This window comes from Fervidicoccus sp., from assembly GCF_049967375.1.
In the GTDB taxonomy this organism is placed as follows: Archaea; Thermoproteota; Thermoprotei_A; order Sulfolobales; family Fervidicoccaceae; genus Fervidicoccus; species Fervidicoccus fontis.
The window spans coordinates 59,364-83,957 of sequence record NZ_JBMFSV010000002.1 but is presented as its reverse complement, the minus strand read 5'-3'; the positions used below and the strand labels follow the sequence as shown (position 1 = coordinate 83,957).

At 40.1% G+C, this 24,594-nt stretch carries 25 protein-coding genes and 4 tRNA genes; 19 read left to right on the top strand and 10 right to left on the bottom strand.

Features of this window, described 5'->3' with window-relative positions; translation table 11 throughout:
* From ACP5SL_RS01010 to ACP5SL_RS00995, 4 genes are all read right to left on the bottom strand, one after another.
* The coding region (locus ACP5SL_RS01010; protein ID WP_428228047.1) for a hypothetical protein at window positions 1-180 on the bottom strand (180 nt) is incomplete at its 3' end.
* 27 nt (window positions 181-207) lie between these two features.
* The gene (locus ACP5SL_RS01005) at window positions 208-426 is read right to left on the bottom strand and encodes a hypothetical protein (protein ID WP_428228046.1); all 219 of its coding nucleotides are present in this window, start codon (window positions 424-426) and stop codon (window positions 208-210) included.
* Between the two features lie 31 nt (window positions 427-457).
* Window positions 458-742, bottom strand: coding sequence for a hypothetical protein (locus ACP5SL_RS01000; RefSeq protein WP_428228045.1), 285 nt, complete (start codon window positions 740-742; stop codon window positions 458-460).
* A gap of 52 nt (window positions 743-794) precedes the next feature.
* Window positions 795-917 (bottom strand) — tRNA-Ser (locus tag ACP5SL_RS00995).
* Between the two features lie 154 nt (window positions 918-1,071).
* On the opposite strand from ACP5SL_RS00995, the gene ACP5SL_RS00990 reads away from it, so the two are divergent.
* The 8 genes from ACP5SL_RS00990 (at window position 1,072) to ACP5SL_RS00955 (ending at window position 10,146) form a co-directional block, all read left to right on the top strand.
* Window positions 1,072-1,146, top strand: a tRNA-Glu gene (locus ACP5SL_RS00990).
* Between the two features lie 201 nt (window positions 1,147-1,347).
* Complete coding sequence (locus ACP5SL_RS00985; RefSeq protein WP_014557742.1) at window positions 1,348-1,593, top strand: DNA-directed RNA polymerase subunit H; 246 nt, start codon at window positions 1,348-1,350, stop codon at window positions 1,591-1,593.
* Between the two features lies 1 nt (window position 1,594).
* Entirely contained in the window at window positions 1,595-5,020 is a 3,426-nt protein-coding gene (locus ACP5SL_RS00980; RefSeq protein WP_428228044.1) for a DNA-directed RNA polymerase subunit B, read from the top strand.
* A gap of 1 nt (window position 5,021) precedes the next feature.
* The gene (locus ACP5SL_RS00975) at window positions 5,022-7,670 is read left to right on the top strand and encodes a DNA-directed RNA polymerase subunit A' (protein WP_428228043.1); all 2,649 of its coding nucleotides are present in this window, start codon (window positions 5,022-5,024) and stop codon (window positions 7,668-7,670) included.
* Window positions 7,658-8,887, top strand: coding sequence for a DNA-directed RNA polymerase subunit A'' (gene rpoA2, locus ACP5SL_RS00970; protein WP_428228042.1), 1,230 nt, complete (start codon window positions 7,658-7,660; stop codon window positions 8,885-8,887). The genes ACP5SL_RS00975 and rpoA2 overlap by 13 nt, the downstream gene beginning before the upstream one ends.
* 2 nt (window positions 8,888-8,889) lie before the next feature.
* Window positions 8,890-9,192, top strand: a complete 303-nt coding sequence (locus ACP5SL_RS00965) for a 50S ribosomal protein L30e (protein WP_148683572.1) — start codon at window positions 8,890-8,892, stop codon at window positions 9,190-9,192.
* A 14-nt stretch (window positions 9,193-9,206) separates the two neighbouring features.
* The gene (locus tag ACP5SL_RS00960) at window positions 9,207-9,638 is read left to right on the top strand and encodes a NusA-like transcription termination signal-binding factor (protein WP_014557737.1); all 432 of its coding nucleotides are present in this window, start codon (window positions 9,207-9,209) and stop codon (window positions 9,636-9,638) included.
* A gap of 64 nt (window positions 9,639-9,702) precedes the next feature.
* Window positions 9,703-10,146, top strand: a complete 444-nt coding sequence (locus ACP5SL_RS00955) for a 30S ribosomal protein S12 (RefSeq protein WP_014557736.1) — start codon at window positions 9,703-9,705, stop codon at window positions 10,144-10,146.
* 12 nt (window positions 10,147-10,158) lie between these two features.
* Here the strand turns inward: ACP5SL_RS00955 and ACP5SL_RS00950 are convergent, their stop codons facing one another.
* The 3 genes from ACP5SL_RS00950 to ACP5SL_RS00940 all read right to left on the bottom strand — a co-directional run bounded on the left by ACP5SL_RS00950 (window position 10,159) and on the right by ACP5SL_RS00940 (window position 12,482).
* Window positions 10,159-10,611 (bottom strand): DUF151 domain-containing protein, encoded by a 453-nt coding sequence (locus ACP5SL_RS00950; protein ID WP_014557735.1) that lies wholly within the window; start codon window positions 10,609-10,611, stop codon window positions 10,159-10,161.
* Window positions 10,612-10,953: 342 nt separating this feature from the next.
* Window positions 10,954-11,051 (bottom strand) — tRNA-Phe (locus ACP5SL_RS00945).
* Between the two features lie 51 nt (window positions 11,052-11,102).
* A complete protein-coding gene (locus ACP5SL_RS00940) occupies window positions 11,103-12,482 on the bottom strand; it encodes a pyruvate carboxylase subunit B (RefSeq protein WP_409335743.1) in 1,380 nt (459 codons plus the stop codon).
* Window positions 12,483-12,745: 263 nt separating this feature from the next.
* On the opposite strand from ACP5SL_RS00940, the gene ACP5SL_RS00935 reads away from it, so the two are divergent.
* The 3 genes from ACP5SL_RS00935 to rpsJ all read left to right on the top strand — a co-directional run bounded on the left by ACP5SL_RS00935 (window position 12,746) and on the right by rpsJ (window position 15,170).
* Window positions 12,746-13,348, top strand: coding sequence for a 30S ribosomal protein S7 (locus tag ACP5SL_RS00935; protein WP_014557733.1), 603 nt, complete (start codon window positions 12,746-12,748; stop codon window positions 13,346-13,348).
* Between the two features lie 119 nt (window positions 13,349-13,467).
* The gene (tuf, locus tag ACP5SL_RS00930; protein WP_428228041.1) at window positions 13,468-14,778 is read left to right on the top strand and encodes a translation elongation factor EF-1 subunit alpha; all 1,311 of its coding nucleotides are present in this window, start codon (window positions 13,468-13,470) and stop codon (window positions 14,776-14,778) included.
* An 80-nt stretch (window positions 14,779-14,858) separates the two neighbouring features.
* Window positions 14,859-15,170, top strand: coding sequence for a 30S ribosomal protein S10 (gene rpsJ / locus ACP5SL_RS00925; RefSeq protein WP_148683569.1), 312 nt, complete (start codon window positions 14,859-14,861; stop codon window positions 15,168-15,170).
* On the opposite strand, the gene ACP5SL_RS00920 is transcribed toward rpsJ, so the two are convergent.
* A complete protein-coding gene (locus tag ACP5SL_RS00920; protein WP_014557730.1) occupies window positions 15,167-15,520 on the bottom strand; it encodes a hypothetical protein in 354 nt (117 codons plus the stop codon). The genes rpsJ and ACP5SL_RS00920 overlap by 4 nt on opposite strands.
* Before the next feature lie 137 nt (window positions 15,521-15,657).
* On the opposite strand from ACP5SL_RS00920, the gene ACP5SL_RS00915 reads away from it, so the two are divergent.
* Together ACP5SL_RS00915 and ACP5SL_RS00910 are read left to right on the top strand one after the other, a co-directional pair.
* Window positions 15,658-16,365, top strand: coding sequence for a nucleotidyltransferase family protein (locus ACP5SL_RS00915; protein WP_014557729.1), 708 nt, complete (start codon window positions 15,658-15,660; stop codon window positions 16,363-16,365).
* Window positions 16,366-16,451, top strand: a tRNA-Ser gene (locus ACP5SL_RS00910). It begins immediately after the preceding gene.
* A 135-nt stretch (window positions 16,452-16,586) separates the two neighbouring features.
* Here the strand turns inward: ACP5SL_RS00910 and ACP5SL_RS00905 are convergent.
* On the bottom strand, window positions 16,587-17,144 hold the full coding sequence (locus ACP5SL_RS00905) for a class I SAM-dependent methyltransferase (RefSeq protein ID WP_193803614.1): 558 nt from the start codon (window positions 17,142-17,144) through the stop codon (window positions 16,587-16,589).
* Between the two features lie 245 nt (window positions 17,145-17,389).
* On the opposite strand from ACP5SL_RS00905, the gene ACP5SL_RS00900 reads away from it, so the two are divergent.
* Window positions 17,390-19,684, top strand: coding sequence for a sodium-translocating pyrophosphatase (locus ACP5SL_RS00900; RefSeq protein ID WP_014557727.1), 2,295 nt, complete (start codon window positions 17,390-17,392; stop codon window positions 19,682-19,684).
* A 95-nt stretch (window positions 19,685-19,779) separates the two neighbouring features.
* The gene (locus ACP5SL_RS00895) at window positions 19,780-20,937 is read left to right on the top strand and encodes a hypothetical protein (protein ID WP_428228040.1); all 1,158 of its coding nucleotides are present in this window, start codon (window positions 19,780-19,782) and stop codon (window positions 20,935-20,937) included.
* 28 nt (window positions 20,938-20,965) lie between these two features.
* Here ACP5SL_RS00895 and ACP5SL_RS00890 read toward each other — a convergent pair whose 3' ends face one another.
* Window positions 20,966-21,283, bottom strand: coding sequence for a hypothetical protein (locus ACP5SL_RS00890; protein WP_193803612.1), 318 nt, complete (start codon window positions 21,281-21,283; stop codon window positions 20,966-20,968).
* A 327-nt stretch (window positions 21,284-21,610) separates the two neighbouring features.
* Between ACP5SL_RS00890 and ACP5SL_RS00885 the strand changes: the two genes are divergently transcribed.
* The 4 genes from ACP5SL_RS00885 (at window position 21,611) to ACP5SL_RS00870 (ending at window position 24,540) form a co-directional block, all read left to right on the top strand.
* A complete protein-coding gene (locus ACP5SL_RS00885) occupies window positions 21,611-21,844 on the top strand; it encodes a glycosyltransferase (protein WP_428228039.1) in 234 nt (77 codons plus the stop codon).
* Window positions 21,810-22,313: a mechanosensitive ion channel domain-containing protein gene (locus tag ACP5SL_RS00880; protein ID WP_428228038.1), complete on the top strand. Its 504-nt coding sequence runs from the start codon at window positions 21,810-21,812 to the stop codon at window positions 22,311-22,313. The genes ACP5SL_RS00885 and ACP5SL_RS00880 overlap by 35 nt, the downstream gene beginning before the upstream one ends.
* A 66-nt stretch (window positions 22,314-22,379) precedes the next feature.
* Complete coding sequence (locus tag ACP5SL_RS00875) at window positions 22,380-23,828, top strand: ABC transporter ATP-binding protein (protein WP_014557720.1); 1,449 nt, start codon at window positions 22,380-22,382, stop codon at window positions 23,826-23,828.
* Entirely contained in the window at window positions 23,818-24,540 is a 723-nt protein-coding gene (locus ACP5SL_RS00870) for an energy-coupling factor transporter transmembrane component T (RefSeq protein ID WP_014557719.1), read from the top strand. The genes ACP5SL_RS00875 and ACP5SL_RS00870 overlap by 11 nt, the downstream gene beginning before the upstream one ends.
* Window positions 24,541-24,594 lie beyond the last annotated feature (54 nt).

Genomic DNA, 24,594 nt, shown 5'->3' with positions numbered 1-24,594 from the left:
CAGCGTTCTGTCAGGCTTTCCTGATTTTTCAAACTCCTCTGCTCTCAGCGAAAAAAGGTTTGCAAGTACTTTATCCAACCGAGCTATCCCCATGTTGCTAGCGTTGCAGTGTAGCTTTTTATTTTTAAAAGTTAGGTAAACACACAGCGGTGTGTGACTTTTCAATATAAACTTTAGCAAATGACGCACTGATGCGCCTGCTGAAGCCTAAAAAGTGGAGTGGGCGCAATTCATCGCGCCGCCGGCCGGCGGACTTAGAAGCTTGCCGTTTATTATGTCATGAGCGAAAAAGAAAAAAGACGAATACATAACAGTGAAGATAAAGAAGAAAAACCTTGAAAAGTTCATTTCCACGCTTGAAAAGCTTGTAACGCTCCTTTGGGCAGCTCCTTCATTACGCTGCGCTTCAGGTTCGTCTTTATCCACGCGACCTCGGGCGGGAAGAGCTGGCTGGCGTCTAGCGCCCCAGTCCTGAGCCTTTGTAAAAGCGCTTCAGGATACCCTTGTAATCGTACTTCGTCCATGGCTCGAAGTCGGACTCGTTGATCCACCTCATAACGCTTTTGATGCCTTCTCTTTTCGCTTCTTTAAACTCCACGCCCATATGCAGCGTGATGTTGGGGAGCGTTGTCGCGTACTTCGCAAAACGACTGGCGTTCAGGTCTTTGCTCTCCAGCTTGCCCAGGTACTCGAGCACCGATGCTAGCCTCCTTCTGTAGTCGTGTATATCTTCCTTGCCCATCATATTATATATAAACTGAAATTTTTCTCAGACATAGAACTCTAAATAAGGACGCCGGGGGCGGGATTTGAACCCGCGCGCCCCGCAAGGAGCAGTGGGTCTCCTGCTGAAGGCCGGAAACGACTCATCCTTATGGTCTCGAGCCCACCGCCTTAGACCGCTCGGCCACCCCGGCGCCCTCTACTTTAATATTTTAATTTACTAGATAAAAACTCTACTCGTTAAAGCGGAGAACGGAAATTTTTTATTTAAATACAGGGTATATATTTTTTAATTTGTACAATTGAGAGCAAATTTTAAAATCTTTTAAAAGAGATTTTTAAAGAGAAGCCGCGGTAGTATAGCCCGGCCAAGTATGCGGGCCTCTCGAGCCCGTGACCCGGGTTCAAATCCCGGCCGCGGCACATTAAATATTTTCTATTCAGTAGTAAAATTTTCATAGTAAAAAATAAAATCCCTTATATTTATAATCATGAAATACAAAAAGAGCATAAATATTTAAAAACTCTTATTCAGTGTAAATTTTTGTTTACTTTATGTTTTATGAAAGGTTTAGTAAAATGCGTAAAATCGTTCTTAACAACAAAATGGGGTTGTAAAAGGTCATGTCTCCAAAAAAGTTTTCTGTACAAGATCACGTTCTCGTTCCAAAGCATGAGAGGATACCAATAACTGAGGTCCCAAAGGTACTGAAGGAGCTTAATGTTAGCATTAATCAGCTCCCGCTAATTAGATCGAGCGATCCAGTTGCGAGGGAGATAGGAGCAAAGCCAGGAGAGCTTGTGAAGATTACAAGGAGAGATGAGATAACAGGAGAATCAGTTGTCTACAGACTAGTGGTGATCGGCTGACATGTCCAATAATATCCAAGAAGAGGGAGCGCGTGAATCCAAGAAAAAAGAAGACCTTAGCTACTTAGATGGAGAAGCGAGGTGGCTTTTAGCTAAAAAGTTTATTGAAGAGCAGGGGCTTTCTAGACAGCATCTCGATTCTTATAACAGATTTGTTGAAACTATGCTGCAGGAGATTATAGATGAACAGGAGATTATAGAAACAGCTTTCCCTGAAGTGAAGTTTAAGCTTGGTAAGATTGAAGTTTTAAAGCCAGTTTCTAGAGAGGCTGACGGATCTGAAGTAGAGATAACTCCGTTTGAGGCGAGGGTAAGGAACATTACTTATGCGTCCCCAATGTACCTTGAAATAACGCTGGTTGAAAATGGAGTTGAGAGCATAAAGGATAAGGTATACATCGGAGATCTTCCAATAATGATTAAAAGCAAGCTCGATCCTCTGAGCAAGATGAGCCCTGAGGAGCTTATAAAGATAAACGAAGATCCCGATGATCCGGGAGGATACTTTATAATAAATGGAACTGAAAAAGTCATAATAGCTCAGGAAGATATGGTAACAAACAGAGTATTGGTCGATGAGGGAAAGGCGGGGAGCAATGTTCTCTATACGGCTAAGGCAATATCTAGCACCGGATCTTATAGGATTTCAGTTATGATGGAGCTCCATAAGGATGGGACTATCACGATCTCATTTGGAGGAGTTCCTGGAAAGCTTCCCTTTGCCATACTCATGAGGGCCCTCGGATTTGAGAAGGATCAGGATATTGTTTATGCGGTAAGCTTAAACCCGGAGGTTCAGAGCCTCCTTCTCCCAAGCCTTGAAGCCTCCAGATCTATAGCGACTGTCGATGACGCTTTAGATTATATAGGAACTAGAGTTGCAATAGGTCAGGTCAGGGAGAACAGAATAGAAAGGGCAAAGCAGGTTATCGACAAGTACTTCTTCCCTCATTTGGGTTCTTCCCCTAAGGACAGAAGGAAGAAGGGCTTCTTCTTAGCACAAATGGCCAACATGCTTCTTGAGCTCTCTTTAGGCTGGAGGGAGCCTGATGACAGGGACCATTACGCGAACAAAAGGCTGAAGCTTGCAGGCGACCTGCTTGCAACCCTCTTCAGGGCGTCCTTCAAGAACTTTGTAAAGGACTTTAACTACCAAGCTGAGAAGGTCCTAACCAGGAGCAAGAGGTTCAAAATATCGTCAATAGTAAGATCAGATGTTATGACCGAGAGGATAAGGCATGCCTTGGCAACGGGCACATGGGTCGGAGGAAAGACGGGCGTATCCCAGCTTTTAGATAGGACGAACTGGATGAGCATGCTCAGTCATTTGAGAAGGGTTGTATCGCCGCTGAGCAGGAGCCAGCCCCTGTTTAAGGCTAGAGACCTCCACGGCACTCAATGGGGGAGGATGTGTCCATTCGAGACTCCCGAGGGTCCAAATTGCGGTCTGGTGAAGAACCTCTCCCTTCTCACATACATAACTGTTGGAATCAGCGAGAAGAAGGTTGAAAACCAGCTTTACAAGCTCGGAGTCATACCAGTTGAAGAAGCCCTTAAAGACGCTGTGGAGAACAACAACACCCAGTACCTAGAAATGACTAGGGTTTACTTAAACGGAAGGCACATAGGATATTACCCGGATGGTGAAAAGCTCGCTTCCACAATAAGGGAGATGAGGAGGAAGGGAGATCTTCATCACGAGATCAATGTCGTTTATTACGAGAGACCTCAAATAAAAGAACTCTACGTCAATACAGATGCTGGGAGGATAAGGAGGCCTTTAATCATAGTGAGAAACGGAAAGCCTGCAGTAACTAAAAGAGACATTGAAGCTTTAAGGAAAGGGGAAAAGACGTTTTCAGATCTTGTAAAGGAAGGGAAAATAGAGTACCTCGATGCTGAGGAAGAGGAAAACGCGTATATAGCTCTAGATCCTTCAGATCTGCTAGGACCGAATGGAAAGGAATATACTCATCTTGAGCTCTGGACTGCTGGAATATTTGGAGTCGCGGCTTCAACTATTCCATACATTGAGCATAACCAGTCCCCGAGAAACACCTACCAGTCTGCAATGGTTAAGCAGGCCTTAGGTCTATATGCAGCTAACTTCAACGTTAGAACCGATTCAAGGGGGCATATACTCCACCACCCTGAAAAGCCTCTAGTTCAGACAAAGCCGCTGGAAGTAATAAGGTATAATGAAAAGCCTGCAGGACAGAACGCTGTTGTAGCCATCATGTCCTATACTGGGTACAACATCGAAGATGCACTGATCTTCAATAAGTCAAGCGTTGAAAGGGGGTTCATGAGATCGACGTTCTTCAGGCTCTACTCAACTGAGGAGAAGAAGTATCCTGGAGGTCAGGAGGACAAAATTGAAGTCCCCGAGGCAGGCGTGAAGATATACAGGGGTTTTGAGGTATACAAAAAGCTCGACCCGGATGGCATAATCTCTCCAGAAACTGAGGTCGCGGATGGAGAGGCGCTCATCGGCAAAACGAGCCCACCGAGATTCCTTGAGGAATTCAAAGAATACGGCTTCGGAGCTTCAGTAAGGAAGGACACTAGCGTAACTATAAGGTACGGAGAGAAGGGAGTTGTAGACAGCGTTTTCATATCAGAAACACAGGAAGGCGACAAGCTTGTTAAGGTAAGGGTCAGGGACTACAGGATACCTGAGATAGGGGATAAGTTTGCCTCGAGGCATGGACAGAAGGGAGTAATAGGAATGCTTATACCTCAATATGACATGCCATATACGGAAGAAGGGATCGTTCCAGACATAATAATAAATCCGCATGCTTTTCCATCAAGAATGACGCTCGGTCAGCTTCTGGAAATGCTCGCAGGAAAGACAGCAGCTCTTCTAGGAAAAACAGTAGATGCAACTCCGTTCTCAAAGGAGCCCGTTGAGGAAATAAGAATGAAGCTGATGAAGAAAGGATATTCGCCAGATGGAAGGGAGGTAATGTATGACGGGAGGACAGGAGAGATAATAGGAGTTCCCATAATGATAGGTATAGTTTATTATCAGAGGCTCCACCACATGGTTGCTGATAAGTTCCACGCCAGATCAAGAGGTCCTGTGCAGCTCTTGACGAGACAGCCAACCGAGGGAAGGGCAAGGGAAGGAGGGCTCAGGTTCGGAGAGATGGAAAGAGACGTGCTTGTAGGGCATGGAGCTTCTATGCTCCTCAGGGAGAGGCTTTTAGAAAGTAGCGACAAGACGGTCATTTATGTTTGCGCGAAGTGCGGGCACATAGGGTGGTTCGATAGAAACAAAAATGCATATGTCTGTCCAATACACGGAGATAAGGGAGAGATATATCCTGTAGAGGTGGCATACGGATTTAAGCTCCTTATTCAGGAGCTTATGAGCATGGGAATCATGCCCAGATTAAAGCTTGGAGATATAGTGGGTGATTAACATGCCTGGAGTGCAGAAGAAAATAAAGGGAATAAAGCTTTCCGTCCTCTCTCCTGATGAGATCAGGAGGATGAGCAAGGTTCAGATCATAACTGCAGAGACATACGACGACGACGGTCTCCCAATTCAAGGAGGTGTCATGGATCCGAGGCTGGGAGTCATAGAGCCTGGGCAGAAGTGCCCTGTATGCGGAAATACTATGCAAAGTTGTCCTGGACACTTTGGACATATCGAGCTTGCAAAGCCGGTAATACATATAGGGTACGTTAAGGAGATATATGATCTGCTTAGAGGAACATGCTGGAAATGCGGAAGAATCCTCCTCCCTGAGGAGGAGATAAAGCAGTACCTAGACCTCATGAGGAGAGTAGAAAAGTACATGCCATTCCTCCTTCCTAGGCTTTATGAGCACATAAAGCAGAAGGCTTCCAAGACGACCGTATGTCCACACTGCGGCGCTGCTCAGAGAAAGATAAAGCTCGAGAGGCCCACGACATTCCTTGAAGAGGAGAAGGGAAGCAGCAGGAAGCTAGCTCCAGATGAAATAAGGAACAGGCTATCGAACATACCAGATGACGATGTCAGGCTTTTTGGTATAAATCCCGAGGATTCTAGGCCTGAATGGTTTGTCTTAACAGTTCTTCCGGTTCCTCCAGTTCAGGTAAGACCAAGCATAATGCTTGAAACTGGAATTAGAGCTGAAGACGACCTCACTCACAAGCTTGTGGATATAGTGAGGACTAATCAAAGGCTTAAAGAAAGCATGGAGGCGGCTGCACCTCCAATCGTAATAGACGACATTTGGGAGTTGCTCCAGTACCATGTCACTACTTACTTTGACAATGAGGTCCCCGGAATACCGCCTGCGAAGCACAGGACTGGAAGAGCCCTTAAAACATTGGCTCAGAGATTGAAGGGAAAGGAAGGAAGGTTCAGAGGGTACTTGTCCGGGAAGAGGGTCGACTTCTCCTCAAGAACCGTTATATCTCCAGATCCAAATATAGGGATAAACGAGGTGGGCGTTCCTGAGGATGCTGCGAAGATACTTACAGTGCCGGTAAAGGTCACACAGTGGAACTTAGAGGAAATGAGAAGCTACGTTCTTAACGGTCCTTATAAATGGCCTGGCGCAAACTATATAATAAGACCGGACGGGAAGAGGGTCGATCTCAGGTACTTTAAGGACAGAAAGGCCTTAGCAAGCTCTCTAACGCCTGGATACATAATAGAAAGGCACCTTATAGATGGCGATATAGTCCTCTTCAATAGGCAGCCGAGCCTTCACAGAATGAGCATTATGGCCCACCAAGTAAAGGTCCTTCCTGGAAGAACGTTCAGGCTTAACCTGCTAGTATGCCCTCCGTACAATGCAGACTTCGATGGAGATGAGATGAACCTTCACGTTCCTCAGACTGAAGAAGCTAGGGCCGAAGCGAAGGAGCTTATGCTTGTTCAGAGGCATATACTTTCTCCGAGATATGGAGGACCTATAATTGGGGGTCTTCAGGATTACATCAGCGGAGGTTACCTTTTGACAAGCAAGGCCACGCTTTTGGAAAAGGAAGATGTTATAGAAGTGCTTTCTGTTACCGGATATAAGGAAGAACTCCCGGAGCCTGCAATTTACTCTCCAAAGGAGTTCTGGACTGGAAAGCAGCTTGTAAGCCTCTTCCTTCCAAAGGATTTCACGCTCAAGACGAAGGCCTCCATCAATGCTGGTAAGCTGAAGTGCGAAGACGAAGATTGCCTAAACGACAGCTATATAGTAATTAAAAAAGGAAAGATGCACACCGGAGTCATAGACAAGAAAAGCATTGGAGCCCAGCAGCCTGAAAGCTTCTACCACTGGATAACTAAGGAGTATGGTAGCGATTATGCGAGGTACATCTCAGATGTAATGTTCAAGATGTTCATAAGATATATTGAGAAGCACGGCTTTACTATGAGCTTGGATGATGTAGAAATAAGCGAGGAGGCTAGGGAGGAAATAAGGAAGATACTGAAGAAGGCTGAGGACGATGTAAATGAGCTGATTAGAATGATGGAAGAGGGTAGGCTTGAACCACTGCCTGGAAGAACTATTGAGGAAACGCTCGAGACTAAGATAATGGAGAGGCTCAGCAAGGCAAGAGATGATGCGGGAGAGTACGCGGCAAATAACTTGGACATATTCAACAATGCATTCATCATGGCTAGGACGGGGGCAAGAGGAAATATATTGAACTTAACCCAGATGAGCGCTACCTTAGGGCAGCAGTCAATAAGAGGAGAGAGAATAAACAGAGGGTATAGGAACAGACCTCTGCCGCACTTTAAAGAAAATGATAAATCTCCTGCTTCAAGGGGATTCGTCTACAACAGCTTCAGAACAGGTCTTAATCCGGTAGAGCTCTTCTACCATGCGGCTGGAGGTAGAGAGGGATTGGTCGACACCGCGGTTAGAACAAGCCAGAGCGGTTATATGCAGAGAAGGTTAATAAATGCGCTGCTCGATGTCAGGATAGAATACGACGGTTCTGCAAGATTGCCTGATGGGACAGTCGTACAGTTCAAATACGGGTACGACCAGGTCGATCCAGCGAAAAGCGATCATGGAAAGGCAGTTAATGTAGATAGAATCATTGAGAGAGTTGTAGGATGGAGGGAGTAGGGATGTCTGTTAGGGAGAAAATAGAGTCAAAAGCGAGGGGGGTTCTTCCCCAAAATTTGATCGATGAGCTCGCAAGCAAGCTTGAAAAAAGGAACGTTACTGATGAGGAGCTTGAAAAGATAGTTGAGCTTACGGTTCAGACATACTTAAACAGCTTAGTTGAGCCGGGAGAGCCTATAGGTACTGTAACTGCTCAGAGCATTGGAGAACCGGGTACGCAGATGACGCTCAGAACATTCCACTATGCTGGAGTCAGAGAGCTAAACGTAACTTTAGGTCTTCCACGACTGATAGAGATAGTTGACGCGAGAAAGGTCCCATCAACTCCAATGATGGAAGTGTACCTAGATGAGGAGCATAAATACGACAGGGAAAAGGCGAAAGAAGTTGCTAGGAGGATCGAGTTCACGAAGATAGAAAACGTTGCCAATGTCGTTGAAGCGGACCTGTTCTCCAATAGCATTAGAGTTGAGCTTGATCCTGCAATGCTGGAAGATAAGGGGCTCACAGTAGAGGAAGTATATGAAGTTATTAAAAAATCCAATGTGGGAAAGGCTGAGATAACAGGAGAGAACACGATAACGATTTACCTCAAAGAATCCAGCGATCTCTCATATATTTCTAAGAAGAGGGAGAAGGTTCTAAACCTAAAGATAAAGGGAATAGCGGGGATAAAGAGAGCTATAATTCAGTCGAGAAGGGGAGAGGACGGAAGAGAGGAGTATGTAATAGTTACTGATGGCTCTAATCTGGAGCAGGTCTTAAAGGTAAAAGGAGTAGATCCTACAAGAACAAGGACAAACAGCATTTATGAAACGATGATGGTTTTGGGAATAGAAGCCGCGAGGAAGGTCATAATAAATGAGATAATGAACGTTCTAAGGGAGCAAGGTTTGGACGTTGATGTGAGGCACGTTTACCTTGTTGCAGACATCATGACTCAGACGGGAGTCGTGAGGCAGATCGGAAGGCATGGGGTTTCTGGAGAAAAGGAGAGCTTCCTCGCTAGGGCTGCATTCGAAATGACAACGAAACATTTATTTGAGGCATCTACACAGGGAAAAACAGATGAACTTAAAGGAGTAACTGAAAACGTGATAGTTGGTCAGGTTATACCTGTTGGTACGGGAATGATCGAACTTTATTTCACTCCTCATATTGAAAAGGATAAAAGACAATTTTTAAATGAAAAAGAAAGTGGAAATGGTGAAATGTAAATATGGCGTCATTCGAAAACGAGATAAAAATGGTAATAAGAACTGGAAAATTAGAAATAGGTTCCCAGTCTACAATAAAAACCTTAAAGCATGGCAAGTCAAAAATGGTTGTAATAGCTTCTAATGCAGATCCTTCAGTTAAGAAGGACATAGAATACTATGCCAAGCTGTCCCAAACGCCCATATATGTCTTTCAAGGTACATCTGTTGAGCTTGGAACATTGCTTGGGAAACCTTTCCCGATACAGGCGCTATCAATAATAGACGTGGGCGATTCAAAGATATTGGAGCTGGTAGAGACATAAAGGGTGGTAAAATAATGCCAGAGATTAAGCTAACACCTGAAGAGCTGAGGCATATAGCCCTTTTTCAGGATGTTACAGGAACCACTGTGAAAGATTGCATAATAGACAATGAAAATAACATGATAATTTTTGTTGTTAAGAAGGGAGAAGCAGGAGCTGCTATAGGAAGAGGAGGCTCAAACATAAAGAAGTTGAGAAAGGTTTTGGGAAAAGAAATAGAGATAGTTGAGGACGGAACTACGCTTGAGGAGCTCGCTAAGAATGCTGTCGCGCCTGCGAGGGTTAAGGCAGTGAAGGTAGTTGAGACTCCATCGAAGAAGACTGTTTACATAACTGTTGAACCTAGCGATAAGGGTGTTGCAATTGGGAAAAATGGCAAAAATGTAACAAGGGCTAAGCTACTGCTTAAAAGATACTATGATGTTTCAAATGTGATAATTGTTTGAAAAAGAAACTTTATAAGGCTCGAGTGTTTTCCTTTAATGTGAATAAATGGAGGTTTGATCTAGTTTGCCAGGTAAGAAATCGCCCCTTGGATTGTTTGCAGCGAGAACTCTAAGAAGAAAGAAGCTAAAATTCAGATGGAGTCAGAGAGAGTTCAAAAGGAGGATGCTAAACTTAAAGAAGAAGGCTGATCCTCTTGAGGGTGCTCCGAGAGCGAGTGGAATTGTTTTGGAGAAGGTTGGAGTGGAATCTAGACAGCCTAACTCTGCAGTGAGAAAGTGCGTGAGAGTCCAGCTTGTAAAGAACGGAAAGGTCGTAACAGCATTCGTGCCTAGCGACGGTGGATTAAACTTCATAGATGAACACGATGAGGTTGTCATTGAGGGAATAGGAGGACCTAAGGGCAGATCAATGGGAGATATTCCCGGCGTTCGATACAAAGTAGTTATGGTCAATGGAGTAAGTTTAGATGCTCTGCTGAAAGGGAAGAAGCAAAAGCCGGTAAGGTAAAATTTTTAAATTTTAGTTCTTCTGTATATTCAATATCCTTTCAGATACATAAACATCTTTTCCAGCAATCATTGCCAAAAATATAGCATGGCTCGGAATGAATCTTCTCACGAGCATGGTTTTTCCCTTTCTGAAATAAACTTTAGCAGTGTACAGCATTGTTGTTGGATCATATTCGTCTATTACGACTTTTTCAAGATCATCTTTGATAAGATTCAGTATGTCCTCATGCATTGCGATAAATGAAAAAATATCTATCCTTTCCTTCTTTTCATTTCCATTTAAGATTGAAGAGCCATTAATTACGAATCTGGCAATTTCCAGCGGGACATTATAGAGCTCAAATTCATCCCCGTTCTCGAGAATTAAAAGAATAACGGGAATGAGTGGATCTTTTGATGCTATATATGCATCCATCTCAACAGCCTTTAAAAGCTTCCCATTTTTCCGGGTAGTTTCATTCATCTCCGTAGCGCCATAAGTTTTGGTATTTTCCTATAACATTTTTCAAATAGGAGTTAAATAACATTTTGAAAAATTCAAACAAAAGCAATCTCATAAGTTTTGGATCTTTCCCGTTTTCCGCCCTAACTCATTATAGGTCTCTCTGGAGCGGGTTTCACCTTAACCTTTATGCTTGAAACTACTTCCACCTATCTAGTTCAATTTCACATGAGAGAATGGTTCTACTATTCATGGAAAATCTAAAACGTAATATTGAGTGGGTTTTTTATTAAAAATAAAATGGCAAAACAAGCCTATTCAGGTTTTTTGAAAATTTTTCTTCGCGAAAAAGGAATAAAGCTCTGGTGCCGCCGGGGGGATTTGAACCCCCGACAACCCGGTCTTCAGCTTCGCCGAGGTATCTACCTCTCGGGCGCTCTCCCGGGCTGAGCTACGGCGGCTCTCAATAATAATCTATCTCTAAAAGATTATAAAAATTTTGAATGAAAAAATTATTGCTTCTCAAGCTGCTTTTGAGCTGAAAGCTGTGAAATGGGTGACACGGATACAAATTTTTCTTTAAAGAATGCCTCAGCCTCTTTTGGAAAGAGGCAAAATGTTATTACGTCCTCTTCCCTCGGATCATTGAGCAATTTTTTCATGTATTCCCTGCACTCAATCAAGCTGAGAGACTTTTCAGGTAACCCTCCATCTCCTGCTAGTATAATTTCAGCGACGTTTTTGTCAATTGGTGCAGGAGGTTTTCCATACAAACCCTTAACATAGTCAACCAACTCTTTAACTACAATGCTATACCTTTCTCCGCTTATTACATTTAAAACTGCTTGTGCCCCAACAATTTGAGACATCGGTGTAACTAAAGGAGGCCAGCCAAGCTCCTTCCTGATTTTTGGAATTTCCATTAAGACTTCCTCAAGCCTATCTAAAGCTTGTAGCTCATTTAGCTGTGCGATCATATTAGAAAGCATTCCGCCAGGAATCTGATGGATCATGGCTCTCGGATCGGGAACTTGAAGCTTTGGATTATATAATTGAGAATATCTTTTCTTCAAAAGGGAATCTATATGTCTTGAGGCCTTCTCTATTTCACTCATTTTGAGTTTTTTCCTGTCTTTTTTAAGGAGTATGTTGTATACTGTTTGAATAGCTGGCTGTGCAGTCCCAAAAGCCAACGGGTAAATGCTCGTATCAATAAAATCAGCACCTGCTTCAATTGAGGCTAAATACGTCGCAACTGAAAGCCCACAAGAATCATGAGTGTGAATATTTACTTTAACTTTTAGCTCCTTCTTAATTCTGCTAATAAGGCTCCTCGCGGTTGAAGGATCTAAAAGTCCTGCCATATCCTTGATTGTTATTAAATCAGCCCCCGCTTCTAAATAGCTCTCTGCAAGTTTAACATAGTAGTCAACTGTATGAATTGGGCTGATAGTGTAGCTCAATGCTCCCTGAACTATCGCACCCGTCCGCTTTGCAATTTTTATAACTTCCGCAATGTTGTCTATATCATTTAAAGCATCGAAAATCCTGAAGATATCTATGCCGTTTTCATATGCCTTTTCTATAAATGCCTTTGAGACATCTATGGGATACTTTCTATAACCTACTAAATTCCTTCCTCTCAAAAGCATTTGTAGCTTAGTCTTCTTTACCACTTCCCTGATTTTTTTAAGCCGGCTCCAAGGATCTTCCTTTAAATATCTTACATCAACGTCAAATGTAGCTCCTCCCCAAACCTCCAAGCTGTAGAATCCAGCTCTATCTATTATTTCAGCAATATCTCTAGCGTCGTCTTGAGAAAGTCTTGTCGCAATTAATGATTGGTGAGCATCTCTTAAAGTAGTATCAATAATTTTAACCAAGCGGTACACCATTTTTATTTTTTGTTGAAACTCAATAAATCAATTGTTGAAAATTATTTAATGAATCATCGAATATAAAAAACTTTCGACTGAAAACCATTTTAACGAGATTACATAATTGTATAATTAAATAACACCATTAAAAACTACTAGATAAATCACTGAGGTTGAATGTTTATAAATCATTTTTAGTTTTAAAGCTTCGATACTATTAGAGGTAATTTTATAAAAGCTTTAAAACTAATTAGTTTCAGTAGTTTAAGTTCATTAAAATGGTGATTGTATTGGCAGAAAACGAGGAGATTAAGGCTGTAGAAATAAAACTGTTCGATAAGTGGAGTTATGAAGGAATAGAGATCAGAGACCCGAGCCTGAAAAAGTACATATCTCTTAGACCGGTGTTCCTTCCTCATACCGGGGGAAGGCATGAACATGTCAGATTTGGAAAGTCGAGAATACCTATAGTCGAGAGGCTCATAAACAACCTAATGAAGCACGGAAGAAACATGGGGAAAAAACACCTCGCTTACAATATTGTAAAAAATGCATTTGAAATAATTTACCTTCAAACAAAACAGAACCCACTTCAGGTTCTAGTTAGAGCGATAGAAAATGCGGCTCCTAGAGAGGAGACAACGAGAATTATGTACGGAGGGATCATCTACCATGTCGCCGTCGATGTCGCTCCTCAGAGAAGAGTCGACTTAGCTCTTAGAAATATAACTGATGGTGCCAGAAACTGTGCATTCAACGGACCTAAGCCAATTGAGGAGTGCTTAGCTGATGAGATCATTGCAGTAGCCAACAATGATCCAAAGAGCTATTCAATAGCGAAGAAAGAAGAAGTAGAAAGAATAGCTTTGAGCTCTAGGTAAAAAAGCTTTTTTGAAAAATTTATTATTTTCAAAAAACTTATAACACCATATATCAAATATCATAGTAGTTTTAAATATCCTTTAATGTAAAAATTAAAAACACAGTGAGAGTGATCCCAATGAGCGAAAAACCTCACCTTAACTTAGTAGTAATCGGACATGTTGACCATGGAAAGAGCACTACTGTAGGGCACATACTTTACAGATTAGGTTATGTAGATCCTAAAAAGCTGGCCGAGCTAGAAGAAGAGGCAAAGAAGAAAGGTAAAGAGTCTTTTAAATATGCATGGTTGCTCGATAACCTAAAAGAAGAAAGAGAAAGAGGAGTAACAATAGATCTTTCATTTATGAAATTCGAAACCAAAAAGTACTACTTCACTATAATTGATGCTCCAGGGCACAGAGATTTCGTCAAGAATATGATCACCGGTGCAAGTCAGGCTGATGCTGCAATACTTGTCGTTTCTGCGAGAAAAGGAGAATTTGAGGCTGGAATGAGCCCAGAAGGACAGACAAGAGAGCACTTAATACTTGCGAAAACAATGGGAATTGAACAGATAATAGTTGCAGTAAACAAGATGGATGCAACAGAGCCACCGTATAGCCAGGAAAGGTACAAACAAGTAATTGACACTCTTCAGAAATTTATGAAGGGCCTGGGATTTGATATATCGAAGATTCCGTTTATACCTATATCCGGTTGGAACGGAGACAACTTAATAGAGAGAAGCCCTGCCATGCCTTGGTACAACGGCCCCACTCTGGTAGAAGCCTTAGACAATATTCAGATTCCACCAAAGCCAATTGATAAGCCATTAAGAATTCCAATACAAGCGGTATATGCTATAAGCGGTATAGGGACAGTTCCTGTAGGAAGAGTTGAGTCGGGAGTTCTGAAGAAAGGAGATAGGATAGTATTTATGCCTCCAGCAATAGTTGGAGAAGTCAGAAGCATCGAGATGCACCACACGCAGATAGAAAAGGCAGAGCCAGGAGACAACATAGGATTCAACGTGAGAGGCGTCACAAAGACCGATATTAAGAGAGGAGACGTAGCAGGACATTTAACCAATCCGCCAACAGTTGCAAAGGAATTCACTGCGAGACTTTTCATAATTTGGCATCCATCAGCCGTAACAGTTGGCTATACACCAGTTATTCATGCACATACTGCAAGCATTGCAGCTAAGATAACCGAGCTGGTATCAAAACTAGATCCAAGGACTGGTAAAGAGGCTGAGAAGAACCCGCAGTTCCTAAAGCAGGGAGATACGGCAATTGTGAAGTTCCAGCCAATTAAGCAGATGGTTGTAGAGAAGTTCTCCGAGTTCCCAGCACTAGGAAGATTCGCTATGAGAGATATGGGCAAGACGATAGGCATTGGAGTAATAACTGATGTAGTGCCTGAACAGGTTCAGATAAAGGGATAAAATTTTTATCGAATGCTAAAATCCAAAATATTTTTAAGTTTTTGTTTTTTTATCTTAAATAAAAATTGGGAGTGAAGCTTATGCCGGCTACAATGGCAAGGATAAGGTTATGGAGTGCGAATGTTGAATCGCTAGATAAGGTTACAAGCCAAATAAAGGCTATAGCAGAGAAAGGAGGAGTAAAGATGAGAGGACCGGTGCCCCTTCCAACTAAAAGGTTGGTAGTTCCGGTTCTTAGATTACCTCACGGTGAAGGTTCAAAACACTGGGAGCACTGGGAAATGAGGATACATAAGAGGCTTATAGATATAGCAAGTGACGAAAGGATTATGAGACAGATAATGAGGGTCAGAGTGCCAGAAGACGTTTATATCGAAATTGAGCTGATCTAAAAAAATTCTAAAGCACTTAAAATTTCCTTTATGACACCATCGGTTTTTACAAAATCTTTTTGAAGCAAGCATACTTTTAAAGCTTTGTTGCAAGCATATCCTTTTATATCAATTAAATCTCCTACAATTATCACAGCTGGGACTTCTTCAAAAGAAAGTTGCTCTCTTAACAGCTTGATAACTAATTCCGTATACTTACCTTCAGACCAATTGAAAGCCCTAGTGTCATATATTAAAGGGTTTATCAGAGGAAAGGACTTTATGCTGTAGTCATCAATGCATTTTTTCAGCCCAAGAGCGGTCTCCTCGCTGACATCTTGCGCTCTAGCGATTAGAATCATCCTTTCCATTTGCTTACCGCCACATTATTTTTGTATAAAAGTATCTTAAAATTTAAATAGATTAAAATATTTTATAGTTGAAGTGTTCGAATTTGATTTAAATTGTCGATGAGAGTTTTAATATTAGATTAACTGCGGTGAAAACTATGAAAGTAGAAACTGCTGCAATACTTGCGGGAGGATATGGCAAAAGGCTGAGACCTTTAACAGACTCCATTCCTAAGCCAATGATAGAGGTTGGAGGAAGACCCATATTAGAGTGGCAGATGCTTTGGCTTAGAAGCCTTGGTATAAAAAAATTTGTCCTTCTAGTTGGATACTTAGGCGAGATTATAAAAAGCTATTTTGGCAATGGTGAAAAGCTTAAAGTTGAAATAAAATATTCCTTTGAAAATGAGCCTTTAGGAACTGGAGGAGCAATTAAAAATGCTTATAACGTAATGAAAGATGAAAAATATTTCTTTGTTGTAAATGGAGATATTATAACGAACCTGAACCCTTATGAAATGGTCAGCGATTTGGAGGATGAGATTGGCGTAATTGCTCTCGCTCCTCTTCAAAGCCAGTATGGAGTTGTCGATGTAGATACCAACGGTCATATAAGAGGTTTCAGAGAAAAGCCAAAGATAGAGGGCATATGGATAAATGCCGGAGTGTACTTACTAAAAAGCGAAATATTTGAAATGCTTCCAAAAAAAGGGGATATTGAGAAGGAAACTTTTCCGAAAGTTGCAGAACAAAATAAATTAAAGGGGAAAAAGTATTTTGACATATACTGGAAAAGCATTGATAGCCACAAAGATCTTGAAGAAGTGGATAAAGCTATAAGGGAGAAAAAAGTATTTAGTTTTTGAGCCGGGGTGCCCGAGCGGACTAAGGGGCTGGCCTGGAGAGCCAGTTCCCCATACGGGGAGCGCGGGTTCAAATCCCGCCCCCGGCGCTACTTAAATCAAAAGTGCGAAATATCTTTAGAATAAAGTTTTTTGATATACAAATAAATACAAAAATCATTAGATATAGTTATGGAAAAGGTAAAGAAGATCATTTATCCCAATTTTTCGCTCTCTTCGATGAACTATTTTTCTTTTTTAAAAATTGCAATATACTGAGAATCTCTCTCGATCATTCTGTCTAATTTAAAGCCAACTTCAGTTGCCATTTTGACGAGATCCTCTGGTTTTATTCTTATATGAGGTGGAGGACCAAATAACCATGAATCTGAAGGCTTAAACTCTATTATCAGTAATCTTCCATTTTCAGCAGAATTTTTATATAAATAGCTAAGCAACTCTTTTTTGCAATTTATATCATGAAAGCTATTAGAGAAAAACGCTAAATTGAAATACTTTATTTCTAGGCCTTCACAAACGTCTTTCGCCAAAAATTCCAAGTTGCTAATGCCCTTTTCTTTACCCTCTTGAATTAAGCTATTCATAAGGCTTTCATCCATATATGCTTTATCAATAGCGTAGACCTTCTTTGCATGTTTAGAAAATATGAAGGAATAATAACCGTCTCCTGATCCTATGTCCAAAATAACATCTTCGTTGCTGAGTTGAGCCAATTCAAGAAGCAAATTTTCCTCGAGTCTTTTCTTGTTGGAATGCATATGATGGTGGTAATGTTTGCTCATTTTTTCACCTTGTTAAATATTGCAGGTGCAAATATTTAAAAAAAGTGCAATTTATAGCTACTTCAAATAAAAATAGTTAAATTTTATAATAATTATTAATATTAAAAAATGAATAAATTTTAATATTTAAAAATTGAAAAAGGAAAAATTTTTATTGCAAAAACAGCAAATGATAAAAAAGATTAAGTTTTTTAACCATTCGGCTTTATTTTTTCAAGGTAATTACAGTTTTAAACATTGGTGAAATGAAAGTGCTGTTCGTATATGTGGGTCTAATTGCAGGTCTTCTAGGAATAATAAGTGCTTTATATATCTATAACTGGATTGGAAGGCAACCTACAGGCACGGAAAAAATGGTCGAGATATGGAAATCGATAAGAGAAGGAGCTTCTGCATATATGAAAAGGCAATTAAAAACAATAATTGTGTTCTCTTTTATTATGGCTGTTATTGCTGGTATCAGCGTTTACATCGGGTACGATGTGAAGCTTTTGCCACAACATCCGGAAATGAGAAGCGAAGTTATTTCAGAGTCCATTCTTATTGCCGTCTCAGTAGTTTTGGGTAGTGCATCATCTGTAACAGCAGCGTTTTTAAGTATGGATGCATCAACAAAGGCTAATGTGAGAACAACCGAGGCCGCAAGGAGAGGAACTTGGGAAGCGCTCAGGACTGCAGTTTTAGGAGGAAGTGTGCTAGGATTTTTAGTGCCATCAATGAGCGTCTTTATGCTCTCTCTGCTCTATCTAGTATATTCTTTCTTTGTAGGCGGTAGCAATCCTTTAAGCATAAGAATTGTACTTGACAGTTTGGCAGGATTTGCTTTTGGGGCAAGCCTTTCGGCATTATTTGCTCAAGTTGGAGGAGGAATATATACAAAAGCTGCGGACATGGGTGCAGATCTTGTTGGAAAGGTTGAAGCGGGAATACCTGAAGACGATCCTAGAAATCCGGCCGTAATAGCAGACCAGGTCGGAGATAACGTTGGTGACTGTGCGGGAAGAGGGGCAGACATTTTCGAATCTATTACTGCAGAACTGCTAGGTTCTATGATCGTTGGTTGGGCAGTTTACTTTATATTGATTAATGCAGGAACTTCCCAGGATACGGCTATTAAATTCATGCTATTGCCATTGCTGATAGGAGCTGTAAAGATAATCTCAACTATACCAGGAGTTGTAACAGCAGCTTCCCAGAAGAAGTTTAATGACCCGATTGAGCCCATGAGGAACGGGGTTATAGTAACAGCTGTTGTCGCATTAATTGGATTCGCGATCGTATATATTCTTTTCTTTAGGCAGTATTGGGGATATCTTCTCTCAGAATCGCTGATAGGAATAATTTCTGCTGTTATAATAGTGCTAGCTACGAACTATTATACCGGTAGGGAATCTAAAGCAGTTGTTGAAATAGCTCAAGTCTCGCAATCCAGCTCTGCTTTGACAATTCTGAAAGGGCTCACGATAGGAATGAGGGCGACATTCGTGCCTATTATCGTAATTTCATCAGCTCTTCTTATTGCTTTCATGATAGGCATGCATATGCCACTTCCTTCGACTTCTAATTCATTGGCAATAGCAGGCATTCCAATAGAAAAATTCCTTTACGGAATTTTTGGAACCGCTTTAGCTACATTAGGAATGTTATCGCTTTCAGGGATCATAATGACTCTCGATGGTGCAGGACCTATTTCTGACAATGCTGGTGGAATCGCTGAAATGGCTGGACTGGAAGAAGAGGTTAGAAATAGGCTCGATCCTCTTGATGTTTTAGGAAACGTTACAAAGGCCTTGACCAAGGGATTTGCGATGGGAAGCGCATCTCTTGCAGCTTTACTGCTATTTCAGGCATTTGTTCAAGATTATGTTGCGAGAGATCCTTCGGTAATTCAGCTAGTTAGTGGAATTGCTCAAATAAATATGCAGAACTTCCTTGTAATTATGCAGCAATTTATCAACAGGCTAGTTTTGATTAGACCTGATATAATGCTGAGCTTCTTAATAGGCGCAATGATTCCATATTTGTTCAGTTCTTTCGCATTAGATGCTGTGACAAGGGCAGCATGGATGATGGTTGAAGAGGTCAGGAGACAGTTTAAGGAGAGACCAGGGATATTAGAATGGAAGGAAAAGCCTGATTACTATAGAGCGGTTGATATTAGCACTCAATATGCGATTAGAAACATGATCTCTCCCGCACTAACAGTCATATTGCCGCCTTTGGTTATAGGAATTTTGTTCGGAGGAGCTGCTGTTGGTGCTCTAGTTGTGGGTGCAACTGCAAGTGCTGTAACTTTAGCAATTTTAATGATGTGGGGAGGAGCAGCGTGGGATAATGCTAAAAAGTACATAGAAGCTGGTCATTTCGGAGGAAAGAAATCACCTGCGCATGCAGCAGCAGTAGTTGGAGATACCGTTGGAGATCCATTAAAGGACACTGCAGGGCCATCATTACATATAGTAATTAAATTATTAAATACAATATCATTGGTATTTATTCCGATATACATGATATGGTTATTGAGTTCGGTCTTGCCATAATTTTTTTGTTTTTTAAAATAAATAATGAAAAAAGGAAAAGGTCTTTTTCTTTTAAAGGTATTTTCGTTAAATTGATTATTACGGTGGATTAGCTGATGTGGTTTTTTATTGGAACTATATCGCTGTCTTTTCTTTCATTTATAAACAGCGCACTTTCAACTTATATAGCATATAATTTTCATGTATCTTCTCAAGTTTACGGATTCATTACTGCTATGTGGAGCGTAACTTTTATTCTGTCAAATAAAATACTTTCTCCTCTTTCAGATTCAGAAGATAATAAATTGCTAAGTGCAATTTCAGTTATTACTATGGCGACTTCATTTGTCTTGCTCTATGTTCACAGTTTTTTATCTGTAACTATAGCATTTTTACTGAATGCCATTAGCAATTCAAGCTCGACGCTCTCCCTTACTACCACGATATTTGAAATGAATGACAGCTCTCAGTGGTCAAAAAAATCAATTCTTCAGAACATGATTTCGTATATAACAAGAGGAGTTCTTTTAATCCTAATAGGAGGAGTATTTTTAGGCTTATCTTTAGATATATTCATGCTCATAGCTGTAATTCTTTCAATATTATTCTTTCTTTCGTTGCCTTCCATACCATTCGGATTTGAGAGGAAGTTTCACGCTTTCTCGCAAAGCTTCAACTGGATAAACTTCTATCTCGGTGGGTTTACTTCTTCAGATTTGATAAGCAATAGCTATTACCTCAAAAAATTTGAAGGCATAAGAAAAAGCAAAAGCTCAATCTCCATACTTATAGCAATTCTTGGAACAACGTTAGTTGGAAACTACATGATTACTGCACTTCCTATTGTTCTGCGATCAAGTGTTCCTATGCATATTATGTGGCTTTCAAATGGAGTTGCGTATGTATTAATGGGCTTAGTTCTCTTGATGCTATCATCAACAAAAGTCAAAAGCCTTTCACTAGCTTCATTTTCTATACTTATAAGAGGCGCTTGGTTCATATTTTTCCTGGATGCTGCGAGAAATCCGCAATTCCTTCCAATATATATTGCATTCTCTCTCATAATGTATTCAATTATAAACTCTACTCTCTATAACTATTTTGTAGAGCTTACAAGCGGATACGGAAACCATTCTTATTATATGGCTAGAGAAGTTGGAAATCTAATCGGAAGCGTATTATCAGGATTAATGCTCACTTTTGGAGAGGGTCCTATATTTTTCTCTATTCCAGCGATAATTACAGCAATTTCCTTCGCGTCATTAATAATTTAAAGAAATACGTGAAATTTGTCAATGACGTTTAACTTTTCTTAGCCTTTGGTTTTCTGCCTTTTTTACTTTTGTTGCTTTTTTCCTTCTTTCTTTCGCTCTTTTCCTTCTTTTCTTTTTCTTTAGCTTTGTGTGAAATGAGCTCTCCATAAGCCTTATTGAGATCTTCTTTGCTTATTTTTCCCTCGCTTGCTTGTTCAATTTTCTCTACTATTTCAATCATTGTATTGATTTCGTCCGGAGATATGTCAAAACCTATAGAGCTTTCCTCCTCTTCCATTTCAGATGCTTCTTCCTTTTCTTCCTCCTCTTCAATTTCTACCTCTTCTACCTCTTCTTCCTCACTCATAAAAACACCTCATAAAAGGAGCTAAACACAGTATATTGCTTTTTAAGAATATAAATTTTAAACTGATTCATCTCATTCCTTTGGAAATAAGTTTCTTTTAGGGAGTTTACTGGCTCCCTTCATTCATTTGTAAATAGATATTTCATCTGCGAAGAAGATAAAAGTTCAGACCAGACGCGAGAGAAGGTCAGTGTTTTCATTCTCGTGAAATAAGCAATCAACTAATATTAAAATGGAAAAACTATTAAAATAGATACTTGGCTTGTAGAGAAAACATTTAAAGCTAAAAAAATTATTAATGAAATATAAATATCTAAAAGATCGAAGATGAAAGAAGTTTCTGTAATCTTTCCAGCGAAAGATGAAGAAAAATTCATTGCACATTCTGTAAAAACTGCAAAAAAAGCAAAGAACGTAAGGGAAATCATTTTAGTGGACGGAGGAAGCGTTGATAATACACCTGCTATTGCGAAAAAACTTGGAGCAAAAGTTATCTTCCAAAGCATTTTAAAGTGTTATTATCTTATTGCTGGGCTTAGCTATAGTAATTTCGTTTGCTGACGTCCTTAGGAACTGGGGGATTCAATTTTTGCTAAGAGGAACAAAGTCTTTTAAAATAGGGGACTGGATCGAAGTTGATGGCATTTTCGGAAGGGTTATAAGCATTGAGGACAATGGCATATTTTTGGAAACAGCTAGAAGGGAGAGAATCTTTATTTCAAATATAAGACTGATCAATTCAATAATTATAAACAGAACGACCCCCATAGGGTATATGTATAGAGTAAGAATCTACATCCCTCAAACAGTGAAGCCATTGGAGGCTTTAGAGAGAGTTAAAGAAATAGTCTCAAAGATAAAAGGGGAGCTGTCATCAGAACCAACTGTTCTTTTGGGATTAGAAAAGAACATGACGGTAGTAGACCTCACTATGGAATTTTTAAATGTATATAAGCTGGAAGTTTTTTCAGAAAAGGTTTTAGAGGAAGTTCTCAGAGAATTCCCTGAAGCAGTAATCAAAAGGATCTAATTTTTTAATCTTTTTTATAATAATATATTTATCAATAAAAAGATAATAGTATCATTGCTGATTTTTATGCTAAGTGTACGTATAAACTCTGCTGGTTATAATGAAAGCGAAAAAATACTGAACAATATCAGTTTTGATGCTGAAAGCGGTAAACTCATTTTAATAGGAGGTCATTCAGGTTCTGGAAAAACTACTTTGCTTTTTGCTATTACTGGCGTGCTTACATCTTTATTAAAAGGATGGGCTGATGGAAAAGTTATTTACCGTTCAACAGACATACTGAAGCTAGATGAGCCGCTTTCATTTTCTGGCAAAATCTTCGGTTTTGTCCTTCAAGATCCTGATAGGCAACTTTTAATGCCAACGCCATTTGATGAAGTGATGTTCACACTTGAAAACTTTGGCTTCGAAGAAAGTGAAGCAAAGAAAAAGACGGAAAACCTTTTAGAAACATTTGGTTTGAAGAAAAAGATGTTTGAGCATGTTGAAAACCTATCCGGAGGAGAGAAAAGAAGACTATCATTGGCTTCTGCAATAGCTCATGATCCCCCTATAATTATATTCGACGAGCCTACAGCATCTTTAGATCCATGGGGTATTAATGATGTTAGAAATTTTATTGCTAGCGAAATAAGGATGGGAAAAAGCATTATTGTGGTAGAACATAAAGTAAAATATTTTATTGATATGGCATCTGAGCTTATAGTATTGGGAAAAAATTCAGATACCACTTATTTCAAGGACATCACTATTTCTCCTGAATTTTTGGAAAAATTAGATTCTTTGGGTGTAGATTCTTATCCTGTTTCTGAAACCAAGAAGAAAAAAGATGAAAATAGGAGAGAAAAAATTCTAGAAATGAGAGGGGTTGAATGCTGGTATGACGAAAGCGACTACATATTGAGAAATATTGATCTGGATTTGAGAAGGGGAGAGGTTGTTGCATTAGTAGGTCCAAACGGCTCCGGGAAGACAACTCTCTTAAAAACTATCGCAGGCTTTCATAAAAAATATAGTGGAGAGATAAAAATTTATGCGGAAAGAAAGAATGTCAAGCCTTTTTATGTACCTCAAGTTCCTGACTATTTGTTTATAAAAAACACTTTGAAAGAAGAGCTCGAATTCCTATCGAAAAAGACCGGAAAGAGAAAGGATGAATTAATAGCACTGCTCGACTTCTATGAAAGCAGAAAGAACTCTTCACCTTACACGCTTAGCCTTGGGCAAAGGAGGTGGCTTTCTGCAGTAATAGCATGGAGCTACGAACCTTCAATCGTTCTTTTTGATGAACCTACTGTTGGACTTGACAAGTTTATGCTATTTGATTTTTTCAGCAATGTTATCAAGCTTAAAGAAAAAGGCACTTCTTTCCTGATTTCTACTCACGATCCAAGAGTCTTGTCTGAAATTGCAGATAGAGCTTATGCTACATATAATGGAAGTATCAAAGAAGTGGATCCTATTGATGAAGCGAAAAAGCTAGAGACCATTTCAGGTGTAAGTCATGGAGCATAGAAAAATCAAGCCTTCTATGCTTTTCATATATGCGATTGCGGTATCAATTATGGCATTTGTTTTTAATTTGCCAAGCTCTCTCTTAATACCCTCATTGTTGAATTTCATATTAGGTATTTGCTATGGAAGGAAGACCCTTCCAATGAAGCTTATTTTTGTTATTTTGATGATAAACGCGTGGGGGGCCCTCATCAACGGCATCTATTTTCACAATACCGGTCCTATGTTGTTTAAAATAGGAGGGCTCTCTGTTAGGTACAACGCATTAACATCCTTTTTGCTTGTAAATTTAAGGTTCTTCCTAATAATCGGTTCAACTCTCTTCATGTTGGGTATGAGTGGAGGTTCCAGAGAGCTGATCAGGTCTTTAGAGCGAGACCTTGGAATGCCGCCGTGGATAGCATTTTCTATATCCCACGCTTTTAGGCTTTTTCCATTAATTTCTAGAGACTACAGAGAGCTTCAGATAGCCAGAAAAGAGAGGAAGGCTGGTACAAATATACTCAATCCTTTAATCTTAAAAGAAGTTTTAATTTCTATATTAAATGTAAGCTATGAAAGAGCCCAGTGGAGCGGAATTTCTGCAGAGCTTAGAGGCGTAAAGCTTAGGAAGAGGATAAAAAAGGAGAAACTTTCTATATATGATATATTTATACTAAGTTTAATTGCAGTAGAATGGGCGATTGCGATTATATTTGTAAAATTTTTATAACTTTACAATCAATAACTTTATATCCTTATTATTACATTTAATGTTTTGATGGTC

Coding starts and splice junctions, on each gene's coding strand:
- ACP5SL_RS01000 (WP_428228045.1), bottom strand. CDS start 742: ATGGGCAAGGAAGATATACACGACTACAGAAGGAGGCTAGCATCGGTG.
- ACP5SL_RS00985 (WP_014557742.1), top strand. CDS start 1,348: ATGTCTCCAAAAAAGTTTTCTGTACAAGATCACGTTCTCGTTCCAAAG.
- ACP5SL_RS00980 (WP_428228044.1), top strand. CDS start 1,595: ATGTCCAATAATATCCAAGAAGAGGGAGCGCGTGAATCCAAGAAAAAA.
- ACP5SL_RS00975 (WP_428228043.1), top strand. CDS start 5,022: ATGCCTGGAGTGCAGAAGAAAATAAAGGGAATAAAGCTTTCCGTCCTC.
- rpoA2 (WP_428228042.1), top strand. CDS start 7,658: ATGGAGGGAGTAGGGATGTCTGTTAGGGAGAAAATAGAGTCAAAAGCG.
- ACP5SL_RS00965 (WP_148683572.1), top strand. CDS start 8,890: ATGGCGTCATTCGAAAACGAGATAAAAATGGTAATAAGAACTGGAAAA.
- ACP5SL_RS00960 (WP_014557737.1), top strand. CDS start 9,207: ATGCCAGAGATTAAGCTAACACCTGAAGAGCTGAGGCATATAGCCCTT.
- ACP5SL_RS00950 (WP_014557735.1), bottom strand. CDS start 10,611: ATGAATGAAACTACCCGGAAAAATGGGAAGCTTTTAAAGGCTGTTGAG.
- ACP5SL_RS00935 (WP_014557733.1), top strand. CDS start 12,746: ATGGTGATTGTATTGGCAGAAAACGAGGAGATTAAGGCTGTAGAAATA.
- tuf (WP_428228041.1), top strand. CDS start 13,468: ATGAGCGAAAAACCTCACCTTAACTTAGTAGTAATCGGACATGTTGAC.
- rpsJ (WP_148683569.1), top strand. CDS start 14,859: ATGCCGGCTACAATGGCAAGGATAAGGTTATGGAGTGCGAATGTTGAA.
- ACP5SL_RS00920 (WP_014557730.1), bottom strand. CDS start 15,520: ATGGAAAGGATGATTCTAATCGCTAGAGCGCAAGATGTCAGCGAGGAG.
- ACP5SL_RS00915 (WP_014557729.1), top strand. CDS start 15,658: ATGAAAGTAGAAACTGCTGCAATACTTGCGGGAGGATATGGCAAAAGG.
- ACP5SL_RS00905 (WP_193803614.1), bottom strand. CDS start 17,144: ATGAGCAAACATTACCACCATCATATGCATTCCAACAAGAAAAGACTC.
- ACP5SL_RS00900 (WP_014557727.1), top strand. CDS start 17,390: ATGAAAGTGCTGTTCGTATATGTGGGTCTAATTGCAGGTCTTCTAGGA.
- ACP5SL_RS00895 (WP_428228040.1), top strand. CDS start 19,780: ATGTGGTTTTTTATTGGAACTATATCGCTGTCTTTTCTTTCATTTATA.
- ACP5SL_RS00890 (WP_193803612.1), bottom strand. CDS start 21,283: ATGAGTGAGGAAGAAGAGGTAGAAGAGGTAGAAATTGAAGAGGAGGAA.
- ACP5SL_RS00885 (WP_428228039.1), top strand. CDS start 21,611: ATGAAAGAAGTTTCTGTAATCTTTCCAGCGAAAGATGAAGAAAAATTC.
- ACP5SL_RS00875 (WP_014557720.1), top strand. CDS start 22,380: ATGCTAAGTGTACGTATAAACTCTGCTGGTTATAATGAAAGCGAAAAA.
- ACP5SL_RS00870 (WP_014557719.1), top strand. CDS start 23,818: ATGGAGCATAGAAAAATCAAGCCTTCTATGCTTTTCATATATGCGATT.